The sequence below is a fragment of the Microbacterium sp. NPDC078814 genome (genome assembly GCF_040702645.1).
Classification (GTDB): Bacteria; Actinomycetota; Actinomycetes; order Actinomycetales; family Microbacteriaceae; genus Microbacterium.
This window is the reverse complement of the sequence record NZ_JBFBLT010000002.1, coordinates 74,932-100,494: the sequence shown is the minus strand read 5'-3', so window position 1 is coordinate 100,494 and position 25,563 is coordinate 74,932. Positions and strand designations below refer to the sequence as shown.

General features: G+C 68.0%; 24 protein-coding genes. 11 read left to right on the top strand and 13 right to left on the bottom strand.

Annotated elements, in window-relative coordinates; genetic code table 11:
- Positions 1 to 28: 28 nt before the first annotated feature.
- On the bottom strand, positions 29 to 1,483 hold the full coding sequence (gene rpsA, locus AB0300_RS03695) for a 30S ribosomal protein S1 (RefSeq protein WP_025105051.1): 1,455 nt from the start codon (positions 1,481 to 1,483) through the stop codon (positions 29 to 31).
- Positions 1,484 to 1,741: 258 nt separating this feature from the next.
- Here rpsA and AB0300_RS03690 point away from each other — a divergent pair, with 258 nt between their 5' ends.
- From AB0300_RS03690 to AB0300_RS03680, 3 genes are all read left to right on the top strand, one after another.
- On the top strand, positions 1,742 to 2,254 hold the full coding sequence (locus tag AB0300_RS03690; RefSeq protein ID WP_366215489.1) for a hypothetical protein: 513 nt from the start codon (positions 1,742 to 1,744) through the stop codon (positions 2,252 to 2,254).
- Positions 2,255 to 2,481: 227 nt separating this feature from the next.
- Entirely contained in the window at positions 2,482 to 2,982 is a 501-nt protein-coding gene (locus tag AB0300_RS03685; RefSeq protein WP_366215488.1) for a hypothetical protein, read from the top strand.
- 32 nt (positions 2,983 to 3,014) lie between these two features.
- Complete coding sequence (locus tag AB0300_RS03680) at positions 3,015 to 3,965, top strand: 5'-3' exonuclease (RefSeq protein ID WP_062766845.1); 951 nt, start codon at positions 3,015 to 3,017, stop codon at positions 3,963 to 3,965.
- Between the two features lie 12 nt (positions 3,966 to 3,977).
- Here AB0300_RS03680 and AB0300_RS03675 read toward each other — a convergent pair whose 3' ends face one another.
- Complete coding sequence (locus tag AB0300_RS03675; protein ID WP_025105055.1) at positions 3,978 to 4,964, bottom strand: PHP domain-containing protein; 987 nt, start codon at positions 4,962 to 4,964, stop codon at positions 3,978 to 3,980.
- Positions 4,965 to 4,966: 2 nt separating this feature from the next.
- Entirely contained in the window at positions 4,967 to 6,037 is a 1,071-nt protein-coding gene (trpD, locus tag AB0300_RS03670) for an anthranilate phosphoribosyltransferase (RefSeq protein WP_062766848.1), read from the bottom strand.
- 288 nt (positions 6,038 to 6,325) lie between these two features.
- On the opposite strand from trpD, the gene AB0300_RS03665 reads away from it, so the two are divergent.
- The 7 genes from AB0300_RS03665 to AB0300_RS03635 all read left to right on the top strand — a co-directional run bounded on the left by AB0300_RS03665 (position 6,326) and on the right by AB0300_RS03635 (position 12,141).
- Positions 6,326 to 6,883, top strand: a complete 558-nt coding sequence (locus tag AB0300_RS03665; protein WP_231729617.1) for a heme-copper oxidase subunit III — start codon at positions 6,326 to 6,328, stop codon at positions 6,881 to 6,883.
- A gap of 20 nt (positions 6,884 to 6,903) precedes the next feature.
- Positions 6,904 to 7,704, top strand: coding sequence for a cytochrome c (locus tag AB0300_RS03660; protein ID WP_025105058.1), 801 nt, complete (start codon positions 6,904 to 6,906; stop codon positions 7,702 to 7,704).
- Between the two features lie 36 nt (positions 7,705 to 7,740).
- Entirely contained in the window at positions 7,741 to 8,817 is a 1,077-nt protein-coding gene (locus AB0300_RS03655) for a Rieske (2Fe-2S) protein (protein WP_025105059.1), read from the top strand.
- On the top strand, positions 8,814 to 10,628 hold the full coding sequence (locus tag AB0300_RS03650; RefSeq protein WP_366215487.1) for a cytochrome bc complex cytochrome b subunit: 1,815 nt from the start codon (positions 8,814 to 8,816) through the stop codon (positions 10,626 to 10,628). The genes AB0300_RS03655 and AB0300_RS03650 overlap by 4 nt, the downstream gene beginning before the upstream one ends.
- Positions 10,629 to 10,706: 78 nt before the next feature.
- Positions 10,707 to 11,120, top strand: coding sequence for a Rid family hydrolase (locus AB0300_RS03645; protein WP_366215486.1), 414 nt, complete (start codon positions 10,707 to 10,709; stop codon positions 11,118 to 11,120).
- A complete protein-coding gene (locus tag AB0300_RS03640) occupies positions 11,117 to 11,641 on the top strand; it encodes a GNAT family N-acetyltransferase (protein ID WP_366215485.1) in 525 nt (174 codons plus the stop codon). The genes AB0300_RS03645 and AB0300_RS03640 overlap by 4 nt, the downstream gene beginning before the upstream one ends.
- An 80-nt stretch (positions 11,642 to 11,721) precedes the next feature.
- The gene (locus AB0300_RS03635; protein WP_315106168.1) at positions 11,722 to 12,141 is read left to right on the top strand and encodes a rhodanese-like domain-containing protein; all 420 of its coding nucleotides are present in this window, start codon (positions 11,722 to 11,724) and stop codon (positions 12,139 to 12,141) included.
- Positions 12,142 to 12,204: 63 nt separating this feature from the next.
- Here the strand turns inward: AB0300_RS03635 and AB0300_RS03630 are convergent, their stop codons facing one another.
- The 5 genes from AB0300_RS03630 to AB0300_RS03610 all read right to left on the bottom strand — a co-directional run bounded on the left by AB0300_RS03630 (position 12,205) and on the right by AB0300_RS03610 (position 17,249).
- Positions 12,205 to 12,639 (bottom strand): cytochrome c oxidase subunit 4, encoded by a 435-nt coding sequence (locus tag AB0300_RS03630; protein ID WP_126892922.1) that lies wholly within the window; start codon positions 12,637 to 12,639, stop codon positions 12,205 to 12,207.
- Between the two features lie 3 nt (positions 12,640 to 12,642).
- On the bottom strand, positions 12,643 to 14,376 hold the full coding sequence (gene ctaD / locus AB0300_RS03625; RefSeq protein WP_025105065.1) for a cytochrome c oxidase subunit I: 1,734 nt from the start codon (positions 14,374 to 14,376) through the stop codon (positions 12,643 to 12,645).
- Positions 14,377 to 14,379: 3 nt separating this feature from the next.
- Complete coding sequence (gene coxB / locus AB0300_RS03620; RefSeq protein ID WP_102209599.1) at positions 14,380 to 15,276, bottom strand: cytochrome c oxidase subunit II; 897 nt, start codon at positions 15,274 to 15,276, stop codon at positions 14,380 to 14,382.
- A gap of 139 nt (positions 15,277 to 15,415) precedes the next feature.
- Positions 15,416 to 15,778 carry an iron-sulfur cluster insertion protein ErpA gene (gene erpA, locus AB0300_RS03615; RefSeq protein ID WP_025105067.1) on the bottom strand — a complete coding sequence of 121 codons (363 nt, stop codon included), beginning with the start codon at positions 15,776 to 15,778 and terminating at the stop codon, positions 15,416 to 15,418.
- Positions 15,779 to 15,845: 67 nt separating this feature from the next.
- Entirely contained in the window at positions 15,846 to 17,249 is a 1,404-nt protein-coding gene (locus AB0300_RS03610; RefSeq protein ID WP_025105068.1) for a dipeptidase, read from the bottom strand.
- A 45-nt stretch (positions 17,250 to 17,294) separates the two neighbouring features.
- Between AB0300_RS03610 and AB0300_RS03605 the strand changes: the two genes are divergently transcribed.
- Positions 17,295 to 17,867 carry a DUF3043 domain-containing protein gene (locus tag AB0300_RS03605; protein WP_366215484.1) on the top strand — a complete coding sequence of 191 codons (573 nt, stop codon included), beginning with the start codon at positions 17,295 to 17,297 and terminating at the stop codon, positions 17,865 to 17,867.
- Here the strand turns inward: AB0300_RS03605 and AB0300_RS03600 are convergent.
- From AB0300_RS03600 to dnaE, 5 genes are all read right to left on the bottom strand, one after another.
- Positions 17,842 to 18,879 carry a quinone-dependent dihydroorotate dehydrogenase gene (locus AB0300_RS03600; protein WP_366215483.1) on the bottom strand — a complete coding sequence of 346 codons (1,038 nt, stop codon included), beginning with the start codon at positions 18,877 to 18,879 and terminating at the stop codon, positions 17,842 to 17,844. The two genes, AB0300_RS03605 and AB0300_RS03600, sit on opposite strands and share 26 nt — an antisense overlap.
- Before the next feature lie 10 nt (positions 18,880 to 18,889).
- Positions 18,890 to 19,360: a transcriptional regulator NrdR gene (gene nrdR, locus AB0300_RS03595; protein WP_025105071.1), complete on the bottom strand. Its 471-nt coding sequence runs from the start codon at positions 19,358 to 19,360 to the stop codon at positions 18,890 to 18,892.
- 10 nt (positions 19,361 to 19,370) lie between these two features.
- Positions 19,371 to 20,675 carry a histidinol dehydrogenase gene (gene hisD / locus AB0300_RS03590; protein ID WP_062766863.1) on the bottom strand — a complete coding sequence of 435 codons (1,305 nt, stop codon included), beginning with the start codon at positions 20,673 to 20,675 and terminating at the stop codon, positions 19,371 to 19,373.
- A 1-nt stretch (position 20,676) separates the two neighbouring features.
- Positions 20,677 to 21,939, bottom strand: a complete 1,263-nt coding sequence (locus AB0300_RS03585) for a hypothetical protein (protein WP_366215482.1) — start codon at positions 21,937 to 21,939, stop codon at positions 20,677 to 20,679.
- 67 nt (positions 21,940 to 22,006) lie between these two features.
- Entirely contained in the window at positions 22,007 to 25,525 is a 3,519-nt protein-coding gene (gene dnaE / locus AB0300_RS03580) for a DNA polymerase III subunit alpha (RefSeq protein WP_025105074.1), read from the bottom strand.
- Positions 25,526 to 25,563: the final 38 nt, after the last annotated feature.

The following is a 25,563-nucleotide window of genomic DNA, read 5'->3' as shown; positions in this document are numbered from 1 at the left end:
GGGGTGACGACCCTTTTCGGAGTGGTGCTTAGGAGTTGCCGCCCGAGAGCTTCTCGCGCAGAGCCGCGAGAGCCTCGTCATCGGCGAGCGTGCCGGCGCCGGCCGACTCGCTCGAGAAGGACTGGCCGCCGAAGTCGTCGCCGGCCGCAGCCTCGGCCTCGGCCGCCTTCGCAACCTGAGCCTTGTGCGCCTCCCAGCGAGCCTGGGCCGCAGCGTACTCCTGCTCCCATGCCTCGCGCTGGGCGTCGAAGCCTTCCTTCCACTGACCGGTCTCGGCGTCGAAGCCCTCCGGGTACTTGTACTCGCCGTTCTCGTCGTACTCGGCGAGCATGCCGTACAGAGCCGGGTCGAACTCGGTGCCGTTGGGGTCGACCGACTCGTTGGCCTGCTTCAGCGACAGCGAGATGCGACGACGCTCGAGGTCGATGTCGATGACCTTGACGAAGACCTCTTCGCCCACCGACACGACCTGCTCGGCCAGCTCGACGTGCTTGCTGGAGAGCTCGGAGATGTGCACGAGGCCCTCGATGCCGTCGGCGACGCGGACGAACGCACCGAACGGAACGAGCTTGGTGACCTTACCCGGCGTGACCTGACCGATCGCGTGGGTGCGGGCGAAGACCTGCCACGGGTCCTCCTGCGTCGCCTTCAGCGACAGGGAGACGCGCTCGCGGTCGAGGTCGACCTCGAGGATCTCGACGGTGACCTCCTGGCCCACCTCGACGACCTCGGAGGCGTGCTCGATGTGCTTCCAGGACAACTCGGAGACGTGCACGAGGCCGTCCACGCCACCCAGGTCCACGAACGCACCGAAGTTGACGATCGAGGAGACGACACCCTTGCGGACCTGACCCTTGTGCAGGTTGTTCAGGAACGTGGTGCGCGACTCCGACTGCGTCTGCTCGAGCAGCGCGCGGCGGCTCAGGACGACGTTGTTGCGGTTCTTGTCGAGCTCGAGGATCTTCGCCTCGATCTCCTGGCCGAGGTACGGCGTGAGGTCGCGGACGCGACGGAGCTCGATGAGCGAGGCCGGGAGGAAGCCACGGAGGCCGATGTCGACGATGAGTCCACCCTTGACGACCTCGATGACCGTACCGGTGACGACGCCGTCGTTCTCCTTGATCTTCTCGACGTCTCCCCAGGCGCGCTCGTACTGTGCACGCTTCTTGGAGAGGATCAGGCGGCCTTCCTTGTCCTCCTTCTGGAGAACGAGGGCCTCGACCTCGTCGCCGACCTTGACGACCTCGTTGGGGTCGACGTCGTGCTTGATCGAGAGCTCGCGCGAGGGGATGACACCCTCGGTCTTGTAGCCGACATCGAGCAGGACCTCATCGCGGTCGATCTTGACGATCGTGCCCTCGATGATGTCGCCGTCGTTGAAGAACTTCAGGGTCTTCTCGACCGCGGCCAGGAAGTCCTCAGCAGATCCGATGTCGTTGATGGCGACCTGCTTGGTGGCCGGGGCGGTCGTTGCGGTAGTCATGTAGTGGGTTGTCCTTGTGAATGGATACTCGGGCTGCGGAGCATGGCCGCGCACGGCCGGGATGTGCTTCGCAGCAGGTGGATTGTGGTGTGTTCGTCACCTGGGCATGCATGTACACGCCACGAGTGACAGTTCAGGCTATCAGAAGTTGCCGTCCGCGAAAGAGCGGATTCGTGCGAGCTTCTCTGTGGATAACGTCGGCGCCGCTCCGTCCATTCCGCGTACGGTGGCCCGGTGATGTCGCCCACCGCTCTCCGCATGCTCGCCGTGCTGGCCCTCGGCGTCCCGGCCCTGTCCGGCTGCGCCCCCACTCCGGAGCCCACGCCGACCCCCTCCCCCCCCTTCGCCTCCGAGGAAGAGGCTTTCGCCGCCGCCGAGGCCACCTTTGCCGAGTATGTCGACGCGCTCAACCACGTCGACACTCGCGACCCAGCTACCTTTGAGCCGCTCTTCGAGCTTTCCAGCGGCGCGGTCGAGGCAGCCGACCGCAAGAACTTCTCGCGGATGCATGCTGAGGGTCAGACGGTGAGTGGCGAAACCACCATCATCCACTTCGAAGGGGTGGCCAGCGAGGAACCCTACGAGCAGGTCCAGGCTTATGCGTGTCTCGACGTTTCCGATGTCGAAATCACGAACCAGGATGGCTCATCGGCAGTCACCGCTGACCGCCCCGACATTTACGCACTCGAGTTGGTGCTGTTGAGGAAGGCAGGAGGAACTCTAACTATCGACTCCGCCAACCAGAACGAGAGTGTTCGGTGTTCAGACTGATCGCATTGCTCGTGCTACTGGTTCCATCGGGTTCTGGCGCCGATTCACCTGGCTTCTCCGACTTCCTCGCGGGCACTGACGGGTCGAACGTGACCGTGTCAGCCCGCGGGCCGCTCGACAAGGGCTTGCAGCCCGAGACGGTGAATCCCTCCGCCCCAGAACCAAAACGCGAACCGTGCAAGACGGACACGGCGCTGCGCCGGTCGTGCGGCATGTACGGAGTGCGGGTGACGGAGGAGTCCGAGCACCCGCTCACGATCGAGGACCTCGCACAGTTCGCGCCCGACCCCGTGACGATGACAGCGGAGCCCGGGAACGCCGGCGTCGTGGGGATGGCGACGAACTTCGTGGCGACCGTCGCGGCACACACGGTGAGCGGCACACTCCTCGACCGGCCGGTGACGGTGCGCTTCACACCCGTGCGGGTCGTCTTCGACCACGGCGACGGGACGACGGCCACCGCGCCGGACGGCGGCCGCACGTGGGCGACGCTCGGCCAAGCGCCCTTCACCGCGACCCCCACGAGCCACGTCTACACCCGACGCGGCACCTACACGACGAGGACGACGGTCGCCTATACGGCGGAGGTCGACGTCGGCGGGGGCTGGTTCCCGGTGTCCGGCGAGCTTTCGGTCGATGGCGCATCCAGGCAGATCCGCATCTACGAGGCGACCACCGCGCTCGTGGCACGGACGTGTGAAGAACGACCCGCGGCTGCGGGCTGCTGAGCACCCCGCGGGGCACGCTCTACCCTGAATCCATGACCCGCGCCGAACGCCTCATGCTGCTCGACACCGCCAGCCTCTACTTCCGCGCGTTCTACGGCGTCCCCGACAAGGTGACAGCCCCCGACGGCTCCCCCATCAATGCGGCGCGCGGCCTGCTGGACATGATCGCGAAGCTCGTGACCACCTATCAGCCGACCCACGTCGTGGCGTGCTGGGACGACGACTGGCGCCCGCAGTGGCGAGTGGACCTCATCCCCAGCTACAAGACGCACCGCGTTGTGGAGGTCGTGGCGGGTGCGCCCGACGTCGAGGAAGTGCCCGACCCGCTGGAGGCGCAGATCCCGCTGATCCGCGAGACGCTCGCGGTCCTCGGCATCCCGATCGTCGGCGTCGCCGAGCACGAGGCGGATGACGTCATCGGCACCCTCGCGACGCACGCGACGATGCCCGTCGACATCGTCACCGGCGACCGCGACCTGTTCCAGCTCGTCGACGACGAGCGCGACGTGCGTGTGATCTACACGGCGCGCGGCATGAGCAACCTCGAGGTCGTGACGGACGCCACTGTGGTCACCAAGTACGGGGTGCTCCCCTCGCAGTACGCGGACTTCGCGACGATGCGCGGCGATGCGTCGGACGGACTCCCGGGCGTCGCCGGGATCGGCGAGAAGACCGCCGCCACCCTGCTGCAGAAGCACGGCGACCTCGTCGGCATCCGGGAAGCCGCGGAAGCGGGCGAGGGCATGAGCGCCGGCATCCGCGCGAAGATCCTCGACGCGCAGGCGTATCTCGATGTCGCCCCCACGGTCGTCGCCGTCGCCACGGAGCTCCCGATCACCGCTCCCGATGTCGCGCTGCGAGCCCTCACGCCGGACGAAGCGGCGGAAGCCACGGCCCTCGCCGAGCGCTGGAACCTCGGAAGCTCGATGACCCGGGCCGTCACCGCGGTCACCGCGGCCGCGAGCCAGATCACCGAGGGCTGACGCGGCCGGACGTCACTCCGCCCAGGCGAGGAGGCGCGACAGACCCCACGTCGTGACGATGCGCGACGCCGGCACCCCGGCGCGCTCCGCACGTTCGGCGCCGTGGTCCAGCAGAGAGAGCTGTCCGGGAGCGTGCGCGTCGGAGTCGATCGAGAAGAGGCATCCGGCCTCGAGCGCGATCGCGATGAGCTCGTCCGGCGGGTCCTGACGCTCGGGGCGCGAGTTGATCTCGACCGCCACCCCGTTCTCCGCGCACGCCGCGAACACCGCGGCAGCATCGAAGGCCGAGGGCGGGCGCGTGCCCCGGTCGCCCTGGACGAGCCGGCCGGTGCAGTGTCCAAGGACGTTCACCCGAGGATGCGAGACGGCCGCGATCATCCGCGCGGTCATCGCCCGTCCGTCCATGCGGAGCTTGGAATGCACCGAGGCAACGACGATGTCCAGGTCCGCGAGGAGGGCGTCCTCCTGATCGAGCGCTCCGTCTTCCAGGATGTCCACCTCGATGCCGGCGAGCAGTGTGAAGCCGTCGCCCGACTGCGCCCGCACCTGCGGGATCTGCTCGCGGAGTCGCTCCGCCGAGAGTCCTCGCGCGACACGGAGGCGCGGCGAGTGGTCGGTGATGGCCTGGTACTCGTGGCCCTGCGCGCGGGCGGCAGCGGCCATCACCTCGATGGACGTCGTCCCGTCCGACCACTCGGTGTGGGCGTGCAGGTCTCCGCGCAGCTTCCCGCGGAGCACCGACACCTTCTCCGGTTCGACGTCACCGCGGAGCTCCACGAGGTACTCCGGCACCTCTCCTGCCTGCGCCTGGCGGATGACGGCGAAGGTCGACTCCCCGATGCCCTTGGCTGCGCGGAGACGCGTCGGGTCGCCCTGCACGTCGGACGGAAGATCCTGGAATGTGGCCGCCGCCTGGCGGAACGCCTTGGCCCGGTAGCGTGACGCCCGCTCGCGCTCCAGCAGCGAAGCGATCTCGAGCAGCGCGTCGACCGGGTCCATGCTCACTCCTTCGGCGCGGCCAGCTCGCGACTGACGCCGATCCACTGATCCAGCTTGGCCAGCGCGCGCCCGTCGTCCACCGCGGCGGACGCACGGGCGAGCGCATCGCGGAGCCGCTCGAGGATCGGCCGCTGCACCTGGGTCGCGTCCTGCGACAGCTCGAAGGCGACGATGCCGGCGGCGGCGTTGAGGAGCACGATGTCCCGTACCGGCCCCTGCTCCCCCGCGAGCGTCCGGCGGAGGATCTCGGCGTTGTGGGCGGGAGAGCCGCCGATGAGGTCGGAGAGGTCGGCGAGCGGGATGCCGAGATCACGGGGATCGAGGTCGTGCTCGTGGATGTCTCCACGGGTGACCTCCCAGATGCGGCTGTGCCCGGTGGTCGTGAGCTCGTCGAGGCCGTCGTCGCCGCGGAAGACCAGCGCCGTCGCTCCCCGCGTCCGGAAGACGCCGGTGATCAGCGGGACGCGCTCCATCTGGGCGACACCGACCGCGTTCGCCTCGGCACGCGCGGGGTTGCAGAGCGGGCCGAGCATGTTGAACACGGTCGGAACGCCGAGCTGCGACCGCACGGCACCGGCGTGCTTGAACCCGGGGTGGAACGCCCCCGCCCAGGCGAAGGTGATGCCCGTCCGGTCGAGGATCGAGGCGACCGCCGCGGGGTCGAGGGAGAGCTCGAGGCCGAGTGCACCGAGGACGTCGGAGGAGCCCGAGGCCGAGCTCGCGGCGCGATTGCCGTGCTTGACCACGGGGATTCCCGTGGCACCGATGATGACGGCGGCCGTCGTCGACACGTTCACCGTCCCGACGCGGTCGCCGCCCGTGCCCACGATGTCCAGCACGTTCGGGGAGACCGGCAGAGGCACGGCCGCCTCGAGGATCGCGTCGCGGAAGCCGACGATCTCATCGATCGTCTCCCCCTTCGCCCGCAGAGCGACGAGGAATCCGGCGAGCTGCGCCTCGGAGACGTCGCCGTTCATGATCTGGCGCATGGCCCACGTCGACTCCCACACGCTGAGGTCGCGACGCTCCAGGAGAGAGGTGAGCACATCGGACCAGGTCAGGGAATCAGCCATGTGTGCGATCCTATCGGCGCGGAGAAAACGTGCAGATCGATCCGGGCGAGCGCGCAGCCCGCGGAAGAGCGACGTTTCCCGCGTATTCACCGGGTATTCGCAGTGTTTTCTTAGGGTCCCCTAAGTCCTCGACGGGCGAATCGAGGGGCGCGGGTGCAAGAATCACGCCCGCGGATCGGCCATAATGGAGGGGTGACGACCTCAGCGACGTATGCCCCGGCGGCGAGAACCATCAAGCGGCCCAACCCGGTAGCTGTCGGCACCATTGTGTGGCTCGGCAGCGAGGTGATGTTCTTCGCGGGACTCTTCGCGATCTACTTCACCCTCCGCAGCACTTCCCCCGAGCTGTGGGCCGACCGTACCGAGCTCCTGAACGTGCCGTTCGCGGCAGTGAACACGGCGATCCTCGTGCTCTCCTCGTTCACCTGCCAGATGGGCGTGTTCGCCGCCGAAGACCTGCAGCCGTACAAGATCGGCAAGGGCCAGAAGAACGGCGCCGGCCGCCGTCGCCTGTTCGGCTGGGGCATGGTCGAGTGGTTCTTCCTCACCTTCGCCCTCGGCGCGATCTTCGTGTCCGGCCAGGTGTGGGAGTACGCCCAGCTCGTCGCAGAGGGCATGCCTATCCAGGCGGACTCGTACGCCTCGGCGTTCTACCTCACCACCGGCTTCCACGCCCTCCACGTCACCGGCGGACTCGTCGCGTTCCTCCTGGTGATCGGCCGCGCGTACGCCGTCAAGAACTTCCGGCACAAGGAGGCGACCTCCTCGATCGTGGTGTCCTACTACTGGCACTTCGTCGACGTCGTCTGGATCGTGCTGTTCTTCGTTATCTACTTCCTGAAATAAGAGCGGAGCTGATCCCCGAGATGGCACGAGAGAAGAAGCGCCGTTCGAGCGGTCGTCGCAGCCCACTGGCGGCGGCCGCGCTCATCGGAGCAGGCCTCATGATCACCGGCGCGGTGTACGCGGGTGCGACCGCGGCATTCGCCGCCAACGACGCCCCCACGGCATCGACGCAGCTGACGGTCGAGGACGGCGAGAAACTGTTCACGGCGAACTGCGCCACCTGCCACGGCCTCGACCTGGAGGGCACCCCCAACGGCCCGAGCCTCTACGGCGTCGGCGAGCTGGCGGTGGAGTTCCAGGTGTCGACCGGCCGCATGCCGCTGCAGATGCAGGGACCGCAGGCTCCGCAGAAGGAGCCGCAGTTCACCGAGGAGCAGATCCTCGCGATGGCGGCCTACGTGCAGTCCGAGGCCCCCGGCCCGACGTACCCCGCTGACGAGATCATCGACGGCGAAGGCGACGTGGCGCACGGCGCCGAGCTCTTCCGCGTCAACTGCGCGATGTGCCACAACGTGGCCGCCGCCGGTGGCGCTCTCACCGAGGGCAAGTACGCTCCGGCCATCACGGAGACCAGCGCGCTGCACATCTACGCGGCCATGGTCACCGGCCCGCAGAACATGCCGGTCTTCGGCGACATGAACCTGTCCGACGAGGACAAGCGCGACATCATCTCGGCTCTGCTCTTCCAGCAGCAGTCCGTCCAGATCGGCGGCTTCTCCCTCGGCTCGCTCGGACCGGTCTCCGAAGGCCTGTTCGTGTGGATCTTCGGTATCGGCGCTCTGGTCGCCATCACCGTGTGGATCACGGCGAAGTCCAACTGACGCTTATTCATCGAAGAGGAACGTACGAGGAGCACCATGGCACACGACGACGACTCGCAGGCTCTTGACAGGGCCTACCAGCCCTCTCCGGGGCTGGGTGTCGCAGTCAGCGATCCCGTGCAGAACCCCGGGCTTCCGCCGCACCGCGAGCGGATGACCGACAAGGACCCGCGCGCCGAGAAGGCCGCCGTCCGCACCGTCTACACGCTGTTCTACCTGTCGCTCGCCGGCAGCATCTGGGCGGTCGCCGCCTACATGCTGTTCCCGATCGAGAGCGGCGCTCTCATCGACATCCGTCAGAACAACCTCTTCATCGGTCTCGGCATCGCGCTCGCGCTGCTGGCCCTGGGCATCGGCGCGATCCACTGGTCGAAGGCCCTCATGTCCGACAAGGAGCACGTCGAGCTCCGCCACCCCACCCGGGGCAAGGACTCGACGCGTGAGGCGGCCATCAAGGCCTTCGCCGACGCCAACGAGGAGTCCGGCTTCGGTCGCCGCACGATGATCCGCAACTCGCTGTTCGCGGCGATCGTCGCGTCGATCATCCCCGGTGTGACGCTGTTCCGTGGCCTCGCCCCGCACTCCACGCCGGACGACCCCACCGCAGGCGACCCGGTCGCGCTGCTGAAGCACACGATGTGGGATGAGGGCATGCGCCTCGTCCGCGACCCCGACGGCACCCCCATCCGTGCCGCCGACGTCACGCTCGGCTCCGCTTTCCACGTGATCCCGGAGGACCTCGCGGAGCTCGGTCACGATGAGGGCTACCTCGAGGAGAAGGCCAAGGCCATCGTGCTGATGATGCGCCTCCGCCCGGAGCAGCTCATCGAGGCCGAGGACCGCAAGGACTGGTCCTACGACGGCATCGTCGCGTACTCCAAGGTCTGCACGCACGTCGGCTGCCCCGTCGCGCTGTACGAGCAGCAGACCCACCACCTGCTGTGCCCGTGCCACCAGTCGCAGTTCGACGTCACGGACCACGCGAAGGTCATCTTCGGCCCGGCCGCTCGGCCGCTGCCTCAGCTGCCCATCACCGTGGACGACGAGGGCTACCTCATCGCACGCAGCGACTTCACCGAACCCGTCGGCCCGAGCTTCTGGGAGCGCCATTGAGCACCGCAACGCTGTCCAAGGACGAGAAGGACACCAAGGCGCCTCTCGGCGGCCGCTTCGTCGGCGCCGCGTCGAACTACATCGATGAGCGCACGAGCCTCTCCGGCTTCGTCAAGGAGCTCGGTCGCAAGATCTTCCCCGACCACTGGTCGTTCATGCTCGGTGAGATCGCGCTCTGGAGCTTCGTCGTCGTGTTCCTCTCCGGAACCTTCCTGACGTTCTTCTTCCAGGCCTCGATGGTGGAGACCCACTACACCGGCGCCTACGCCCCCATGCGCGGTATCGCGATGTCCTCGGCTCTCGAGTCGACGCTGCACATCTCGTTCGACCTCCGCGGTGGCCTCCTGGTCCGCCAGATCCACCACTGGGCCGCGCTCGTCTTCATCGCCGGCATCGGCGTGCACATGCTGCGCGTGTTCTTCACAGGCGCGTTCCGCAAGCCGCGCGAGCTGAACTGGGTGATCGGCTTCGTGCTGTTCATCCTCGCGATGGCCGAGGGCTTCACCGGCTACTCGCTCCCCGACGACCTGCTCTCGGGCAACGGCCTGCGCATCATCGACGGCATGATCAAGGGTCTCCCCCTGATCGGCACCTGGACCTCCTTCCTCCTCTTCGGCGGCGAGTTCCCGGGCACCGACATCGTGGGACGCCTCTACACCCTGCACATCCTGCTGCTCCCGATGCTGGTGATCGCCTTCATCGCGGTGCACCTGATGCTCATGATCATCAACAAGCACACGCAGTTCGCCGGCCCCGGCCGCACGAACGACAACGTCGTGGGCTACCCGATGATGCCGGTCTACATGTCCAAGATGGGCGGCTACCTGTTCATCGTCTTCGGCACCATCGTGCTGATCGCGACGTTCTTCCAGATCAACCCGATCTGGAACTACGGCCCCTACGACCCCTCCCCCGTCTCGGCCGGTACGCAGCCGGACTGGTACATCGGGTTCGCGGACGGCGCGCTCCGCCTGGCCCCGTCGAACTGGGACATCGTGTTCCTCGACCACACCTGGTCGTTCGGAATCCTGGCCCCGGTGGCCGTGCTCGGTCTGTTCATCGTCATCGTCGCGATCTACCCGTTCATCGAGGCGTGGGTCACCGGCGACAAGCGCGAGCACCACATCGCCCAGCGTCCGCGCAACGCGGCCACCCGCACCGCGATCGGCGTCGCCGGCGTCATCTTCTACGCGGTCCTGTGGGCGGCGGCCTCGTCCGACCTCATCGCCACGCACTTCATGCTCACCATGGAAGGCGTCATCCACACGCTGCAGGCGCTGCTGTTCCTGGGCCCGATCATCGGCTACTTCGTCACGAAGCGCATCTGCATCGCGCTCCAGAAGAAGGACCGCGAGATCGTCCTGCACGGCTTCGAGTCCGGACGCATCGTCCGCCTCCCCGGCGGCGAGTTCATCGAGGTGCACCAGCCGGTCGACGTCTACGACCGCTGGAAGCTCATCGACGTCGACGGCTACGAGCCGCTGGTCGTCCGCCCGAACGCCAAGGGCCGCATCCCGTGGACGGAGAACCTCCGTTCTGCGATGTCCCGCTGGTTCTTCGAGGACCGTCTCGCCCCGCTCACGCAGGCCGAGATCGACGCCGCGGATGCGCACCAGCATCACGTCACTGCGGGGAACGAGGAGGCGGAGGCCGCCGAGATCCAGGGCGCTCACGAGCGTGCCGGGTTCCCGGACGCGTCGCTCACGGTCGACGAGACGCACGTCGACGAAACGCCGAACACGCCCAGCACGGTGATCTCGACCGAGCCCGTCAAAAAGCCTCGGAAGAAGAAGTCGGAGGACGACGAGTAGTCGTCGCTCCCCTTCGATGAAGGCCCCGTCCGTTCGGACGGGGCCTTCATCGTTCTCCCCTGATGAGAGGATCGTCTCATGTCTTCGGTCGTCCGCCTGCTCCGTGCTCCCCTCCTCGCCGACGCCCCCTACGCGTACGCCGCCACCGCCCCCGCTGACGCGCGTCTGGTCTTCCTGGCCGGAGCCTGCCCGTTGGAGGACGATGGGACGACCACAGCCCCCGGAGACTACGCCGCTCAGGCGGCACGGTGTGTCGAGACGCTGCAGGGCGCGCTCACGGCTGCCGGCGCCACTCTGACGGATGTCATCAGCACGCGGGTCCTGGTGGCCTCCTCCGCGCAGCGGGACCTCATCACGGCCTGGGACGTCATCCACGCCGCGTTCGGGCCTCACGACGTCCCCAGCACCCTCCTCGGCGTGACCGTCCTCGGCTACGACGACCAGCTCGTCGAGATCGAGGCGGTCGCCGCTCTCCCCGCGGACCGTGCATGACCACCCTCATCCGACACGCGACGGATCAGGACCATGCCGTCCTGGAGGAGATCGAGCGCGCCGCTGACCGCCTTCTGACCGATCGCTTCGGTGCCGAGGACTGGCCCCCGCCGTCGACAGCCGACGACCGCCGGCGCGCCGAGGGATTCGTCCTGGTGGCCACCTGCTCCCCTACGACGGAGGCTGCCGGCGGACTCGAGGTGCCGGTCGGGTTCGTTCAGGTGCTGGAGGGACCCGGGTACGCCCATCTGGAGCAGTTGTCCGTGCACCCCGCCTCCGGTCGCCGCGGTATCGGTCGCGCCCTCGTCATGGCGGCTCAGGACGAGTCCCGCCGTCGGGGCCGCACACAGCTCACGCTGCGCACCTACGCGGACGTCCCCTGGAACGCCCCTTTCTACTCCCGCTGCGGCTTCACGGAGTCCACGCCGGACACCGACTTCCTCCGTGAGCTCGTCGCCGTCGAAGAGCGTCTGGGCCTGACCCGGTGCGGACGGCGGATCCAGATGACCGCGGCGCTCTGACCGGCCACGACGGCAGGATTCGCGCGACGCACGACGGTATCCCTCGGTCGGCGGCGCCCGCGCGTCCCTAGTCTGGGCTCATGATCGATCGCCTCGACTACTTCGCCGCCCGCCTCGCCTTCGAGACCGACCCCAGCGACGTGCACGCCGACCGTGCCGCCGGCCGCGCACTGGTCGTGGTCGATGTCCGCTCGAGCGAGGCATTCGCCCAAGGGCGCGTGTCCGGCGCGCTCCACATGCCTCACAGCGAGATCGCGCACCGTGCCCCGGAGGAGATCCCGGCGGATGCCGAGGTCGTCGTCTACTGCTGGAGCCCCGGATGCAACGGCGGTGTCCGCGGCGCGCTCGAGTTCGCTCGTCTCGGCTATCGCGTGCGCGAGATGATCGGCGGCTTCGAGTACTGGGCCCGCGAGGGATATCCCGTCGAAGACGCCGAGGGTGTGCACCACCGTCCCGTCGACCCGCTGACCGGGATCCCCCGCATCCGCACCCGCGTGTGAGCGGATCGCAGGAACGACGAAGGCCCCCGGAGTGATCCGGGGGCCTTCGGGTTGTGAGGAGACTCAGCGGGCGAAGTTACCGCGGTAGTACTCGTAGACCCAGCCGACGATCGCGACCACGAAGATCGCGAGACCGATCGGGAGCAGGAAGTGACCGACCGCCAGGCCGACGACGAACACTCCCGCCGAAGCCGCGAGCACCAGCGGCCACCAGGACCACGGGCTGAACTCGCCGAGCTCGGGGTCACCGTCGTCGATGTCCGACGTGAGGATGTCCTCGGGCAGCTCACCGTTCTGCGCCTTGTGCGTCCGGTCGAGGTAGAAGGCGACCATGGCGCCCATGAAGGCCGAGAAGAACAGGGCGACGGTACCGACCCACTCGACCTGGTTCACCAGCGGAAGCCCGGGGTGAGCCAGGATGTTCCAGCCCGTGTAGACGACGCCGACGAGGGCGAAGAACGCGGTCAGGACCCACCAGATGATGACGTTGTCGCGCATGGCTCAGTGGCCCTCTCGCTCGCCGGGTGCGGTGGTCGCGAACTCCGCGGCCTCCGGGTGGTTCAGGTCGAACGCCGGACGCTCGCTGCGGATGCGCGGGATCGACGTGAAGTTGTGCCGCGGCGGCGGGCACGAGGTCGCCCACTCCAGCGAGGCACCGTAGCCCCAGGGATCGTTCACCGTGACCTTCGGCGCCTTGCGGGCCGTGATCCAGACATTCAGGAAGAACGGCAGCATCGAGGCGCCGAGGATGATCGCACCGATCGTCGAGACCTGGTTCTGCCACGTCCAGCCGTCCGCCGCAGAGTAGTCCGCGTAGCGACGCACCATGCCGTCGACACCGAGCCAGTGCTGGATGAGGAAGGTCATGTGGAAGCCGACGAACAGCATCCAGAAGTGCACGTAGCCGAGACGCTCGTTCAGCATGCGACCCGTCCACTTCGGCCACCAGAAGTAGAAACCGGCGAACATCGCGAACACGACTGTGCCGAACACCACGTAGTGGAAGTGCGCCACGACGAAGTAGCTGTCGCTGAGGTGGAAGTCCAGCGGCGGGGCCGCGAGGATCACACCGGTGAGGCCACCGAAGACGAACGACACGAGGAAGCCGAGCGAGAACACCATCGGGGTCTCGAACGTCACCGAGCCGCGCCAGAGCGTTCCGATCCAGTTGAAGATCTTCACACCCGTGGGCACCGCGATGAGCATCGTCATCAGAGCGAAGAACGGCAGGAGCACGGAGCCGGTGACGTACATGTGGTGCGCCCACACGGCGACGGACAGGGCCGCGATCGCGATCGTCGCGTAGACCAGGGTCTTGTACCCGAAGATCGGCTTCCGGCTGAACACCGGGAAGATCTCCGAGACGATGCCGAAGAACGGCAGCGCGATGATGTAGACCTCGGGGTGGCCGAAGAACCAGAAGAGGTGCTGCCAGAGCAGGACACCGCCGTTGGCCGGGTCGTAGATGTGCGCACCGAGCACGCGGTCGGCGGCGGCGGCGAAGATCGCCGCGGCGAGGACCGGGAAGGCCATCAGGATCAGGAGGCTGGTGATGAGCGTGTTCCAGCTGAAGATCGGCATCCGCCACATCGTCATGCCGGGAGCACGCATCGTGATGATCGTCGTGATGAAGTTCACGGCACCGAGGATGGTACCGAAGCCCGAGATGCCGAGACCGAGCATCCAGAGGTTTCCGCCCGCTCCTGGCGAGAACGACGCGTTGGCCAAGGGCTGATACGCGAACCAGCCGAACGAGGCCGCACCCTGCGGGGTGAGGAAGCCGGCGACCGCGATGGTCGAGCCGAACAGGAACAGCCAGAAGGCGAAGGCGTTCAGACGCGGGAAGGCGACGTCCGGAGCACCGATCTGCAGCGGCAGGATCGCATTAGCGAAGCCGGCGAACAGCGGCGTCGCGAACATCAGCAGCATGATCGTGCCGTGCATCGTGAACAGCTGGTTGTACTGCTCCTTCGTCGGGACGATCTGCATGCCCGGCGCGAACAGCTCGGCACGGATCACCAGCGCCATCACGCCGCCCAGGAGGAAGAACATCACCGAGGCGATGAGGTACATGTACCCGATCGTCTTGTGGTCCGTGGAGGTGATCCACTTGACGACGATGTTGCCCTTCTGCTCGACGCGGGAGGAGCTCATCAGAGCAGCCTGGCGCGCGGGCAGGGTGGTGGGACGGGAGCGAGGTGCCTCGTCGGTGCGAGGAGCTTCAGTGGTCGACATGGCTTACTCCTCTCCTTCCTCGGTGTCGGTCTTCCCGGAGGTGCCGGGGAGGTTCGAGAGACGGTCGTACGCGTCGGTGATGTCCCCGGTGTTGCCCTCTTCCTCGAGGGTCTCGAGGTAGGCGGCGTACTCGTCCTGCGAGACGACCTTCACGTTGAAGAGCATCATCGAGTGGTACTCGCCGCAGAGCTCGGCGCACTTGCCGGCGTACTCGCCTTCACGGGTGGGGATGAAGGACCAGGAGTTGTCCTTCCCGATGAACATGTCCTTCTTGTAGAGGAAGTCGATGATCCAGAAGGAGTGGATGACGTCGCGCGACTGCAGGTTGATGGTGACCTTCTGGTCGACCGGCAGCACCAGGGTCGGCAGCTCCGCCTGGTCGATGTTGCCTTCCGCGTCGGGCTGGGCCTGGATGCCCATGGTCCACACGGTGTCTTCCTCGGTCTCGCCGTTGTACTGGAAGTCCCACGCCCACTGCTTGGCGATCGCGGTGATCTCGACGTCGGGGTCGTCCCACTTCGTCTCGATCTCGGTCTGGTCGCGAGCCGTGAAGAAGAACATGCCCAGCACGAGGATGAGCGGCACGATCGTGTAGAAGATCTCGATCGGCATGTTGTAGCGCATCTGCACCGGGAGGCCGGTCTGGCCCTTGCGGCGGCGGTACGCGATCGCAGCCCAGGCCATGAGGCTCCAGGTGACGACACCGACCGCGAGGAGCACGATCCAGGAGTTCACCCAGAGGGACGACACGCGCTCCGTCTGGTTGGTTGCTGCCGGACCACCATCCACGAAGCCCGGAAGAAAGCCGTTCAGCTCGGTGGGAGTACATCCCGCCAGAGCCACAGCTGCCACAACTCCCACAGGGAGTGCGGCCCAACGAAGGCGGCGTTTCGAGGGCACGATGCACCTTTCAGATCGCGGACAAGGCATGTCCAAGTCTAGAGCAACCTCACACCTGATTCATGCCAACCATGCAGGTTGAGAAGCGGAACGGCCGCCGTCACGGGACGTGACGGCGGCCGTTCGCGGGAAGAACGTGTCAGTGGAAGCTGTCGCCGCAGGCGCAGCTGCCCGCCGCGTTCGGGTTGTCGATGGTGAAGCCCTGCTCCGAGATGGTGTCCTTGAAGTCGATCGAGGCGCCGTCGAGGTAGGGAACACTCATGTTGTCGACGATGACCTCGACACCGTCGAAGTCGACGGTCTCGTCGCCTTCGAGGTAGCGCTCGTCGAAGTAGAGCTGGTAGATCAGGCCCGAGCAGCCGCCGGGCTGCACGGCGACACGCAGACGGAGGTCGTCGCGGCCCTCCTGCTCGAGAAGGTTCTTCACCTTCGTGGCGGCGGCGTCCGTCAGCTTGACGCCGTGTGCGCGGGTGGTCTCTGCGGACAGGGTGGTGTCGCTCATGTCGCTCCTCGTGACGGGGCCGGGTACGTGCTCTTCGACGATTCTACCGCCGGTGCGGACGGAAGGCTCAGATCTCCCGCGCGTTCATGCGGGCGAGGAGCAGGGCCTCGGTCGCCACGGCATGCCGGAAGGTGTCGAGATGCAGAGACTCGTTCGGGCTGTGCGCGCGGGAGTGCGGATCCTCCACGCCCGTCACGAGGATCTGCGCCTCCGGGAACTCGCGCACGAGGTCGGCGATGAACGGGATCGACCCGCCGACGCCCAGGTCCACCGGAGCGACCCCATACCCGTCGCGCATCGCGTCGCGGGTGAGGGTGACCGCCCACCCGCTCGTGTCCACGAGGAAGGGGTTGCCGAGGTCGACGTCCGAGAAGGTCAGCTCGGCGCCGAACGGGGCGTGGGCACGGAGGTGCCGCTCGAGAGCCTCGTAGGCCTCCTGGCCGGACTGTCCGGGGGCGACACGTGCGCTGATGACCACGGTCACCTCCGGGAGCAGCGTGTTCGACGCCGCCGCGACGCTCGTCGCATCGATGCCGATCACGGTGACGGAGGGCTTGTTCCAGATGCGGCTGAGGATCGTGCCGTCGCCGATGGGCGTCGTCCCCGGGAGGAGCCCGGCCTCGTCGCGCAGCGTCTCCTCGGTGTACTCGGGTGTCTCGGCGTCCCGAGCGGTCATGCCCTCGACCGCGACGGAGCCGTCCTCGTTCCACAGGGTGGCGAGGAGACGCACGGTCGCCATCATCGCGTCGGGCACCGCGCCACCGAACATTCCAGAGTGGGACGCGTGGTCGAGCGTGCGCACCTTCAGGGTGAAGCGTGCGTTGCCGCGGAGGGAGACGGTCAGGCCCGGCGTGACGGAATCCCAGTTGCCCGAGTCCGCGACGACGATCGCATCGGCGCGGAGGGCGTCCTTGTTGTCGGAGAGGAATTGCGCGAAGGACCGCGAACCGTACTCCTCCTCCCCCTCGACGAACATCGCGATCCCGAGGTCGAGGTCGTCGCCGAGCACGTCGGCGACCGCGCGGATCGCGCCGATGTGGGCCATGATGCCGGCCTTGTCGTCCGCGGCGCCGCGTCCGTACAGGCGGCCGTCACGCACCGTCGGCTCGAACGGCGGCGTCTCCCACAGGGCGTCCTCCCCCGGAGGCTGCACGTCGTGGTGGGCGTAGAGGAGGATCGTCGGCTTCCCGTTCCGCGCCGCGCGCGTCGCGAGGACGGCGGGCTGGCCCTGCTCGTCGGTGCCGGGGATGTCGGCACGGAGCACCCTCACCTCGTCGAAGACACCGGTGCCACGCGCGAGCGTGGCGACGGCGTCGGCGCTGCGCTCGAGCTGCGTCTGGTCGAAGGCCGGCCAGGCCATGCCGGGAATGCGCACGAGGTTCCCGAGGTCCGACAGCGCGGACGGGATACCGGTGGCGACTGCTTCGAGGACGGCGGCGTCGGACTCGCTGGGAAGTGCAGGTGAGGTCATGCGAGTAATCTTAAGGCGACCCACCCCAGCGAACCGAGGAACCTCGTGGCCACTACCCCCGCCTCCCCTTCGACGAACGACGACGCCCCCCAGACGCCTGCCGTCGGCAAGGGACGCGCGACGCCGACCCGCGCCGAGCAGGAGGCCGCCCGCCGCCGCCCCCTCGTGGCGAACACGAAGGAGGCCAAGGCCGCGGCCCGCGCCGAGCTCAACGAGCGCCGCGCGAAGGCACAGGCCGGCATGGCCGCCGGTGAGGAGAAGTACCTCCCCGCGCGCGACAAGGGCCCGCAGCGTCGATGGGTGCGCGACTACGTCGATGCCGGCTGGCACCCCGCCGAGTTCGTCATGGGCGTCATGGTCCTCGTCATCCTGGCCTCGCTGCTGCCGACGAACATGATGATCTCGTTCTACGCGTACCTGTTCATGATGGTGTACCTCGTGATCGCGATCGGCGGCATGATCCTCCTCGGCATGCGGGTCAAGCGCAAGGCGGCCGCGAAGTTCGGCAAGGACCGCGTCGAGAGGGGTCTCGGCTGGTACGCCGGCATGCGGGCTCTGCAGATGCGCTTCATGCGCCTGCCCAAGCCGCAGGTCAAGCGGGGGCAGTACCCCGACTGACCAGTCCGCGGTTGATCTCGCGGCCCCAGAACGGGCCGCGGTAGAGGAACGCCGTGTAGCCCTGGACCAGGGTCGCCCCGGCATCCAGACGCTCCTGCACATTGGCGGCCGTCTCCACACCGCCCACCGCGATCACGCAGAAGTCCTCCGGCACCGCCGCACGGACGACCCGGAGCACCTCCAGCGACCGCTGCTTGAGCGGAGCCCCCGAGAGCCCCCCGGCGCCGGCCGCTTCGACGACGGCCGCATCGGTCCGCAGGCCGTCACGGCTGATCGTCGTGTTGTGGGCGATGATGCCCGCGAGCCCTTCGTCGACCGCGAGCCGCGCGATCGCGGTGATCTCGTCATCCGGCAGATCGGGGGCGATCTTCACGAGCAGCGGAGTGGACCCGGCCGCGTCACGGACGGCGCGCAGCAGCGGCGCCAGGGTCTCGACCGCCTGCAGGCCCCGCAGCCCTGGGGTGTTCGGCGACGAGACGTTGACCGCGAGATAGTCGGCGAGCGGAGCGAGTCTGGTGGCGGAGGCGACGTAGTCGGCGACCGCGTCCTCGACGTCCACCACGCGGCTCTTGCCGATGTTCACGCCGATCACCGTGTCCGGCGCGCCGCGGCGGAGCCGGGCGAGGCGGCGGGCTGCGGCATCCGCGCCCCGGTTGTTGAAGCCCATGCGGTTGATGACCGCCCGGTCCTCGACCAGCCGGAACAGGCGCGGCTTCGGGTTGCCCTCCTGCGGGACTGCCGTGATCGTGCCGACCTCGACGTGGCCGAAGCCGAGCGCCGCGAGTCCGCGGACCCCGACGGCGTTCTTGTCGAACCCGGCGGCGACGCCGAACGGTGACGGGAACGTGAGCCCGAGGGCTTCGACCCGCAGCGAGGGGTCCGGGCGGGTCATCGCACGGGTGGCCCACGAGAACGGCGGCACACCGAGGACGCGGATCACCGCCATGCCGGCGTGGTGGGCGAACTCGGGGTCGAAGCGCGAGAGGACGGCGCGGAAGAGCAGCGGATACATCCCTGCCAGATTACCGGTCCGCCGCCTCCGCCTTCGCGTGGTCGGCCCGGAGGTCGCTGATCGCGGACTCGAAGTCCTCGAGCGAGTCGAACGCCTGGTAGACGCTCGCGAAGCGGAGGAAGGCGACCTCGTCGAGCTCACGCAGCGGGCCGAGGATGGCGAGGCCGATCTCGTTCGTGTCGAGCTGGGAGACCCCCGTCTGCCGGACCGCCTCCTCCACGCGCTGAGCGAGGATCGCCAGGTCCGCCTCCGTCACGGGCCGCCCCTGGCAGGCCTTCCGGACACCGGAGATGACCTTCTCCCTGCTGAAGGGCTCCATGACGCCCGAGCGCTTGATGACGTTGAGGCTCGCGGTCTCCGTCGTCGAGAACCGTCCGCCGCATTCCGGGCACTGACGACGCCGACGGATGGACAGACCGTCGTCGCTGGTGCGCGAGTCGATGACGCGCGAATCGGGGTGACGGCAGAAGGGGCAGTGCATCTGACAGATCCTACGCGGTGAAACGGGCCTCGATCGCCTCGCCGTGGGCGGGGAGCACCTCGGTGTCGGCCAATGCGACCACGCCCTCCCGGACCGCAGCCAGAGCGGCACGGTCGTACGAGACGACCTGCTGCGGGCGGAGGAACGTGTAGGCGCCCAGGCCCGGGGCGTAGCGCGCCTGCCCTCCGGTGGGCAGGACGTGGTTGCTGCCGGCCATGTAGTCACCGAGGCTGACCGGGGTCTGATCGCCGACGAAGACGGCACCGGCGCTCGTGAAGGCGGCTGCCGCCTCCTCCGCATCCGCGAGGTGCAGTTCCAGGTGCTCCGGGGCGTAGGCGTTGCTGAACGCGACAGCCATCGCCCGATCGTCCACGAGCACGATCGCCGACTGCGGTCCGGACAGTGCGGCCGCGACGCGCTCGCTGTGCCGCGTGCGCCCCGCCTGCCGTTCGACCTCTCCCCTGACCTGCTCCGCGATCTCCACGGAGTCCGTCACGAGGACGGCAGAGGCCTGCTCGTCGTGCTCGGCCTGGCTCACGAGGTCGGCGGCGATGAGCCGCGGGTCGGACGTGGCGTCCGCGACGACCAGGATCTCGGTGGCCCCGGCTTCGGAGTCGGTGCCGACCACGCCCGCGACGGCGCGCTTCGCGGAGGCGACGTAGTTGTTGCCCGGTCCGGACACGACGTCGACGGGATCGAGTCCCAGGCTTCCGACGCCGTGGGCGAGGGCTCCGATGGCTCCGGCTCCGCCCATGGCATAGACCTCGGAGACCCCGAGCAGCGCGGCCGCAGCCAGGATGGTCGGGTGCACGCGGCCGTCCTCATCCGCCTGCGGTGGCGAGGCGAGGGCGATCTGCTGCACCCCGGCGACCTGCGCGGGCACGACGTTCATGACGACGCTCGACGGGTAGACGGCCTTGCCGCCGGGGATGTAGACCCCGACGCGGGAGACCGGCTGCCAGCGCTGCGTGATGGTCGCGCCGTCGCCGAAACGTGTGACCTGCGGGGCCGGCACCTGCGCGGCCGACGCCGATCGCACGCGTCGGATCGCCTCCTCCAGGGCCGCGCGCACTGTGGGGGCCAGCCCCTCCAGAGCTTCCTGGAGGTGGGACGCGGGCACCCGCACCGCGTGGCCGGTGACGCGGTCGAAGCGCTCCGCCTGCTCGCGGAGGGCCTCCTCGCCGCGCTCCCGGACATCGTCGACGAGACGCGCGGCGGTGTCCAGAGCCTCGGCCCGCGCCTGAGTCGCGCGCGGGACGGCCGCGAGCATGTCGGCGGGCGAGAGCTCGCGCCCCCGCAGATCGATCGTGCGCATGTCAGCCCTTCGTGATGCCGGCGATGTCGTGGAGGTAGCCGATGCGGCCGTCGTCATGACGGACCACGAACGCGCCGCCCCGATCCTCGATCACGAGGGCCCAGGCCGTCGGACCGATACGGAAGATCGGCTCGCCGCGCTCGTCGTGCACGTCGCGCTCCGTCGGCGCGAGGATCCAGAAGGGCTGCGCCACGTCCGCGTTCTCGCGCGGCGCGGCGTACCCGTCCTCACGGCTGTCGCCGACGACCGGGTGCACGGCCGTCGCGTCGTCCGCCTCCGGTTCCCGGTATGCGGCGAGCTCTTCCTCGGTGAGCGCCTTGGCTCCGAGGAGGGACTCGATGCTGCCGGTGTCCGACACGATCTCGGGCTGCTCGCCACGGGAGCGGCGCGAGTACGGCGGGGCGTACTCCGGCTCTGAGGAGACGGGAACAGTTCCGGTCCCCCCTCCGGAGGCGTGCGCGGTGAGCGGGACCCGACCCGCGTCGTCCGCGATCCCGCCGTCGGCGGCGTCATCGGAGCCCTCATCGGAGGCCGCATCAGCGGTGCGGGCCTCCGCGGGGGCGACATCCGCTGTCGACGATGCGCTGTCGGGAGTCGCGATCACGGCGGTCTCATCCTCCGCCGGAGCCGCGGTGGTCACGGACGGCGACGCGTCGGCCTCCGCGGCGGTGGTGGTGTCCGTGGTCGTCTCGGGACGCGGACGAGCGATCACGGGGCGGACCGGGTTCGCGTTGCGGTGCGCGAGAGTGACGAGCCGCCCCTGGAAGTCCTCCTTGAGGCCCGGGATGAGCGGGGCGAAGACGGTGAGCACGACGAGCGCGGTCGAGGTGATGACCTGCATGACGGCGTTCCAGGGCAGACCCCAGTTGCCGGTGGAGATGACGGCCGACAGGGCGAGCCACAGGTTGCCGGCCCACACGCACGCCGAGACCGAGAAGGCCACGGAGGCGAACTGATCGATGCCGAGCGACCCCACGCGGCGGATGCCGTCGGGCGAGAACCGCCGGAGGACGAGGAGGAACACGGCGACCGTCGGCACGCCGATCGGCAGGATCCACTGGATGCCGATGCCCCAGAGCGAGATCCCGCCGCTGAGCGGGAAGAAGGACACGAGGAAGGAGACCAGCCAGACTCCGACGATCAGCAGCTCGCGCAGCGTGAATCCGAGGATGCCGTACTCCGGCGTGACCTCGTCGTCGTAGAGGACGCCGTCCTCGTCGCTGAACACCGCCTCGGCATCCGGCTCGGGAAGATCCGTGCTCATAGTCGTCCTTTCCTCATCGGCGCACCACGACTTTCCGGTGCTCTCGACGGCTCCCGATCCTACCCGCTCACCCCAGACAGGTTGGTCCGAGCAGCGACTTGAGGTCGCCGAAGAGGTCGGCCGACACCTTCACGGGCATGGGCACCTCGAACACCTTCGCGGTGCCTCCGCGGTGCACGCGGAGCAGCACCTCGGTGTCGCCGCTGTGCCGTCGGAGCACCTCGGCCAGCTCGGTCATGACCCGTTCCGTCGCGCGCTGCTCGGCGAGGACGAGCGACAGGGGCCCTGCCGCATCGAAGGAGCCGACGTCGGGGGCGAAGGCGGACTGGGCATGCAGGTTCAGGCCGTCGTCGCGGCGGGAGACGCGCCCACGCACGGCGAGGATCGCATCCTGCTGCAGCGTGTGCTGGAACTCGAGGTAGGTCTTTCCCATGAACATCACGGTGACCTCGCCGTTGAAGTCCTCCACGGTGATCATGCCGTAGGGGTTGCCGCTCGCCTTCGCCACTCGGTGCTGCACGCTCGTGACGAGGCCCGCCACGGTGACCTGATCGCCGTCCTGCAGGTCCTCGGAGTTGTTGAGGTCGTGGATCGAGATCGAGGCGTGCTTGGCCAGCGGCACCTCGAGACCCGCGAGCGGGTGATCGGAGACGTAGAGGCCGAGCATCTCGCGCTCGAAGGCGAGCTTGTCCTTCTTGATCCACTCCGGACGCGGAGGGACCTTCGCGGGTGCCGCCTCCTCCATGCCGTCATAGAGACTGTCGAAGTCGAAGCCGATGGCGCCCTGCGCCTCGTTGCGCTTCCTGTCGACAGCCGCCTCCACGGCGTCTTCGTGGATCTCGAGGAGCGCCCGACGGGTGTCCCCCATCGAGTCGAAGGCGCCGGCCTTGATGAGCGACTCCACCGTGCGCTTGTTGGCGACGTGCAGCGGCACCGTGTCGAGGAAGTGATGGAAAGAGGTGAACCGCTCATCCTTGCGCGACTGCACGATGCCGTCGACGACATTCGTGCCGACGTTTCTGACCGCCCCGAGACCGAAGCGGATGTCGTCGCCGACGGCCGCGAAGAAGTTGATCGACTCCGAGACGTCCGGCGGGAGCACCTTGATCCCCATCCGGCGGCACTCGTTCAGGTAGAGCGCCATCTTGTCCTTCGAGTCGCCGACGCTCGTGAGGAGGGCGGCCATGTACTCGGCCGGGTAGTGTGCCTTGAGGTAGGCGGTCCAGTACGACACGAGCCCGTAGGCAGCGGAGTGCGCTTTGTTGAAGGCGTAGTCCGAGAACGGCAGGAGGATGTCCCAGAGAGCCTTGACCGCTCCCTCCCCGAAGCCGCGCTCGGTCATGCCCGCCGCGAAACCGGCGTACTGCTTGTCCAGCTCGGACTTCTTCTTCTTTCCCATCGCTCGGCGCAGGATGTCGGCCTGACCGAGGCTGAACCCGGCCACCTTCTGCGCGATCGCCATGACCTGCTCCTGGTAGATGATGAGCCCGTAGGACTCCTCCAGGATCTCGGCGAGCGGCTCCGCCAGCTCGGGGTGGATCGGGGTGATCTCCTGCTGCCCGTTCTTGCGCAGCGCGTAGTTGGTGTGGGAGTTGGCTCCCATCGGCCCGGGACGGTACAGCGCGATGAGGGCCGAGATGTCACCGAAGTTGTCGGGCTTCATGAGCCGCATCAGCGAGCGCAGCGGCGGACTGTCGAGCTGGAAGACGCCGAGCGTGTCGCCGCGGGCCAGCAGTTCGTAGACGGCGGGGTCGTCGAGACCGAGGTGCTCGAGATCGAGCTCCTCGCCCCGGTTCATGCGGATGTTGTCGAGCGCGTCCGAGATGATCGTGAGGTTCCGGAGGCCCAGGAAGTCCATCTTGATCAGACCGAGGGACTCGCACGACGGATAGTCGAACTGCGTGACGATCTGACCGTCCTGCTCGCGACGCATGATCGGGATGATGTCGAGCAGGGGCTCGGACGACATGATGACGCCGGCGGCGTGCACGCCCCACTGCCGCTTCAGCCCCTCGAGGCCGAGCGCGCGGTCGAAGACCGTCTTCGCCTCGGGGTCGGTCTCGATGAGAGCCCGGAACTCGCTCGCCTCCTTGTAGCGCGGGTGCGCGGAGTCGAACATGCCGTCGAGGGGCATGTCCTTCCCCATGACGGCCGGGGGCATCGCCTTGGTGAGCCGCTCTCCCATGCTGAACGGGAAGCCGAGGACACGACCGGCGTCCTTGAGGGCCTGCTTCGACTTGATCGTGCCGTACGTGACGATCTGTGCGACCCGCTCGGACCCGTACTTCCTAGTCACGTACTCGATGACCTCGCCGCGGCGGCGGTCGTCGAAGTCGACGTCGAAGTCGGGCATCGACACGCGGTCCGGGTTGAGGAACCGCTCGAAGATCAGACCGTGCTCGAGAGGGTCGAGGTCGGTGATCTTCATCGCATAGGCGACCATCGAACCCGCACCGGAGCCGCGCCCCGGACCGACCCGGATGCCGTTGTCCTTGGCCCAGTTGATGAAGTCGGCGACGACGAGGAAGTACCCGGGGAAGCCCATCTGGAGGATGATGCCGGTCTCGTACTCGGCCTGCTTGCGCACCTTGTCCGGGATGCCGTTCGGGTACCGGTAGTGGAGGCCCTTCTCGACCTCCTTGATGAGCCAGCTGTCCTCGGTCTCGCCCTCGGGGACCGGGAACCGCGGCATGTAGTTCGCCGAGGTGTTGAACTCCACCTCGCAGCGCTCGGCGATCAGGAGCGTGTTGTCGCAGGCCTCCGGGTGGTCCCGGAAGAGCTGCCGCATCTCGGCCGCGGTCTTGATGTAGTACCCGTCGCCGTCGAACTTGAAGCGGTTCGGGTCGTCGAGCGTGGACCCGGACTGCACGCACAGCAGGGCCGCGTGGGCGTCGGCCTCGTGCTGGTGGGTGTAGTGCGAGTCGTTGGTCGCCACGAGCGGGATGCCGAGGTCTTTCGCGAGACGCAGCAGATCCGTCATGACCCGGCGCTCGATCGACAGGCCGTGGTCCATGATCTCGGCGAAGTAGTTCTCCTTGCCGAAGATGTCCTGGAACTCCGCCGCGGCCGCGCGGGCGGCGTCGTACTGGCCGAGCCGCAGCCGCGTCTGCACCTCGCCGGACGGGCACCCCGTCGTGGCGATGAGCCCCTTGCCGTACGTCTGGAGCAGCTCGCGGTCCATACGCGGCTTGAAGTAGTACCCCTCCATGCTCGACAGCGAGCTCAGCCGGAAGAGGTTGTGCATGCCCTCCGTGCTCTGGCTCCACATGGTCATGTGGGTGTACGCGCCCGAACCCGACACGTCGTCGCTGCGCTGGTCTGCCGAGCCCCACTGCACGCGGGTCTTGTCGCTGCGGTGCGTGCCCGGGGTGACGTACGCCTCGAGACCCACGATGGGCTTGATGCCGGCGTTGCGCGCGGCGTTGTAGAACTCGAACGCCGCGAAGGTGTTCCCGTGGTCCGTCACCGCGATCGCCGGCATGCCGTAATCGGCGGCCGCCTGCGTCATCGCGTTGATCTTCGCAGCCCCGTCGAGCATCGAGTACTCGCTGTGCACGTGCAGGTGGACGAAGGAGTCGGATGCCATGCTTCGAGTCTACGTTCGGCCATCGACATCGGCCGGCC